This is a genomic window from Streptomyces cacaoi, from assembly GCF_006539165.1.
In the GTDB taxonomy this organism is placed as follows: Bacteria; Actinomycetota; Actinomycetes; order Streptomycetales; family Streptomycetaceae; genus Streptomyces; species Streptomyces cacaoi.
The window spans coordinates 1-3,202 of sequence record NZ_BJMM01000138.1 but is presented as its reverse complement, the minus strand read 5'-3'; the positions used below and the strand labels follow the sequence as shown (position 1 = coordinate 3,202).

Below are 3,202 nucleotides of genomic sequence, written 5' to 3'. Positions count from 1 at the left end.
CGGCCCTGGAGGAGTAGGCCCTGTCCCCGGCCACGGCGTCCAGCCGAGACGGGCGGCACCCGCCCTGACCCTGCGGCATCGGCCAGGGGGGTACTGCACATACCACCATGATCTCGGGCTGGCTCCGGTCCCTGCCCCGGTCGAGGCTGGACGCAGACGCAACGGGCCGCGATACAGGAGATGAATCCCATGAGGACCAACGGCAGCACCCCTTCCTCCCCCGACGAGGAAGTTCGTACGCGCATGGAGGAATGGAAGAAGGCTTTCGAATCGAAGGACGTCGACTCCATCATGGCGTTCTACGCGCCCGAGGGCTTCACCGCATTCGACTTGATGCCCCCCTTCCAGTTCGAGGGAGGCGAGATGTGGCGGAAGAACTGGGTGGACTTCTACGAGGCGTTCGACGGCCCGATCGAGCTGGAACTGGCCGACCTTCGGGTCGATGCGCAGGCCGACCTCGCGATCGCGCGATGCGCCGTCCGGATGGCCGGAACCATGTCCGGCCGCCCCATGGATTCGTGGGTGCGCACGACCAACTGCTTCCGGCGCATCGAGGGAGAGTGGCTGATGTTCCACGACCACGTTTCCTGGCCCATCGACTTCGCCACCGGAAAGGCGCTGATGGACCTGACCCCCGCGGGGGCCGGCCGATGAGCAGGCCGAGCGCTGAAGAGATCCTCGACGACGTGGCCCGCTCCTTCGTCGATCCGCTGCGTTCCCCGGTGATGAGGGATCCTTCGCACGTCGGTCTCGACTACGAGAATGTCACCTTCCCGTCCTCGGACGGCGTCCCCCTCGAAGGATGGTTCATCCCGGCTGACAGCGACGACGTCGTCGTCCTGAACCATCCCATGGGTTTCAGCCGTGCCGGTCAGCCGACCCACCTGGAGCCGTGGCAGTCGATCTGGGGCCCGAGCGGCAACGGAACGGAAGTCGACTTCCTGCCCGACTACGCCATCCTGCACGAGGCCGGGTACAACGTGCTCACGTACGACTTGCGCAACTTCGGCCTGAGCGGTGCCGCCAACGGGGGCGCGGTGACCAGCGGACTGTTCGAGGCGCGTGATGTGGTGGGCTCCCTGCGACACCTTCGCGCCCGTCCGGACACGGTGTCGATGCGCGTGGCCCTCTTCAGCCGCTGCCTCGGTGCGAACGCCACGTTCGCGGCCATGCGGCAAGTACCGGGGGAGTTCGACGAAGTGCGCTGCCTCGTCGCCTGCCAGCCGGTCTCCGACCTGGTCATCATGGGACGCCTGCTGGAGATCCTCGGCCTCGGGAAGCAGCGCCTTCCCGAGCTGGATCACCGCGTCATGCTGGGAACCTCCCTCCCCTTCGCGGCTCGCCCCGATACGAGCTGGGCACGATACGTCCGCATCCCCACGTATCTGTACGCCGTCCGCCAGGACTCCCTGACCGAGCCGCACGACATCGAGACCGCGTTTGCCATGCTCGACACCGACGACAAGGAGTTGCAGTGGGTCGAGGACACACACCGTCGGTGGGACGGTTATCTTGAGTTCCAGCGCCGCCCGCAGCCGGTCCTCGACTGGTTGCACGCACACATGAGGAACCAACCGTGACCAACTGCTGTGGAGACCAGCTCTGACGGGCGAGAACGCAGACGCACTGGGCACGTTCCTGCGCGCACATCGTGAGCGATCGACGATTGCCCAGGATTCCGGACGGGCGTCGTCCAGGCGACGCACGCCCGGCATGCGCAGATCCGAGGTCGCGGTCACCGCCGGTATCAGCGTGGAGTGGTATTCGCGCTTGGAGCAGGGGCGGGGCGGGCGCCCGTCGATCCAAGTCCTGGAAGCGATCTGCGAGGCCCTGCGGCTGAAGCCGAAGGAGCGGGAACACGCCTTCCTGCTCGCCTACGGCAAGGTCGGCGCCTCCCATCAGGAGCTGAGCCCCGACGAGAGGCGCAAGCTGCGCGTGGTGCTCGACGCGCTGGAACCGTGCCCTGCGTATCTGAAGTCCCCGTCGTGGGACATCCTCGAATGGAACGCCGCCGCAGCACGTGTCCTGACCGATTGCGCGTCCCTGCCCGCCGCGGAACGCAACGTGCTCCGCATCCTGTTCACGCATCCCGACTCTCGCAGGCGGATCCGGGACTGGCCCACCGAGGCGAAACTGGCCGTCGCGACGTTCCGTTCAGAGCTGGTCCGCTGGGAAGACCGCTCCCCGCGGGTACAGGCACTGATCCACGACCTGCGCACCACCTCGCCGGAGTTCGACGAGATCTGGCGGCGCAACGAGGTCGGGCACCTGGGGGAGGGAAAGAAGACCTTCCTCCTGCCTGACGGGTCGGAGACGACCATGCAGTACGCGTCCTTCAGCATCGACGCCCACCCGGGGACGGGCCTCGTGGTGTACACGCCGACGACCGGTGCGGCATCTCCGGCGCCCTAGGTGCTGTTCGGAGTCCGGTTCCAGGTGTGGCTCGGTGGCGTGTTCGGGGTGGCTGGTAGAACTCGGGTGTGGCGCGTTGTGACGTGCCGGATGCCGAGTGGGCCTTGATCGAGCCGCTGCTGCCGGTGGCGGCCACCGGGCCGTTGCCGCGGCGGGTGCGGGACCAGTTCAACGGGGTGCTGTGGCGGTTTCGGACCGGCAGTGGCTGGCGTGACGTTCCCGAGCGGTACGGGCCCTGGTCCACGGTCTACTCCCGGTTCAGCGGCTGGGCCAGGGCCGGATGGACGCCTTGATCGCCGAGGCGGCCGCGCGGGCAGGTCGGCCTGCATCTGGTCAGCGTGGACTCCACGATCGCGCGGGCGCATCACGAATCGGCGGGTCTGGCAGTGGCGGGGAGACCCTTGACGCCTTGGAGCAGGCCCTGACCGAGGAAAAGGGGGGCTCCTCTTGCGCAGCAGCCGCCCGTGCTGCGGGTGATCCGGCGGCGGCCCGCGCGGGCGCGAGTGGGGCGGGTGCACCGGATGCGGACCGGGTCCTCGCGCGGCGACGCCGCAGGGCCAGGGCGGGTGCCGCCCGTCTCGGCCGGTCCCGGGGCGGACTGAGCAGCAAGATCCACTGCGCGGTCGATGCCGCGGGCCGGCCTGTGTCGTTCGTGCTCACGCCCGGCCAGGCCGCGGACAGCCCGCAGTTCCAGAACGTGCTGGACAAGATCCGCATCCCCGGGCCCGTCGGCCGCCCCCGCACTCGGCTGGACGCCGTGGCCGCGGACAGGGCCTGCTCCTCCAGGGCC

Annotated in this window: 4 protein-coding genes and 1 pseudogene; all 5 read left to right on the top strand. The window is 68.7% G+C overall.

Annotation, left to right across the window (positions count from 1 at the left end):
- Window positions 1-189: 189 nt before the first annotated feature.
- Window positions 190-654: a YybH family protein gene (locus SCA03_RS34560; RefSeq protein ID WP_158102325.1), complete on the top strand. Its 465-nt coding sequence runs from the start codon at window positions 190-192 to the stop codon at window positions 652-654.
- Entirely contained in the window at window positions 651-1,580 is a 930-nt protein-coding gene (locus tag SCA03_RS34555) for an alpha/beta hydrolase (RefSeq protein ID WP_086816632.1), read from the top strand. The genes SCA03_RS34560 and SCA03_RS34555 overlap by 4 nt, the downstream gene beginning before the upstream one ends.
- A gap of 4 nt (window positions 1,581-1,584) precedes the next feature.
- Window positions 1,585-2,412, top strand: a complete 828-nt coding sequence (locus tag SCA03_RS34550; RefSeq protein WP_086816634.1) for a helix-turn-helix transcriptional regulator — start codon at window positions 1,585-1,587, stop codon at window positions 2,410-2,412.
- Between the two features lie 68 nt (window positions 2,413-2,480).
- The gene (locus tag SCA03_RS34545; RefSeq protein WP_141275890.1) at window positions 2,481-2,705 is read left to right on the top strand and encodes a transposase; all 225 of its coding nucleotides are present in this window, start codon (window positions 2,481-2,483) and stop codon (window positions 2,703-2,705) included.
- Between the two features lie 284 nt (window positions 2,706-2,989).
- Window positions 2,990-3,202, top strand: a pseudogene (locus SCA03_RS37425) (transposase); the annotation flags it as partial.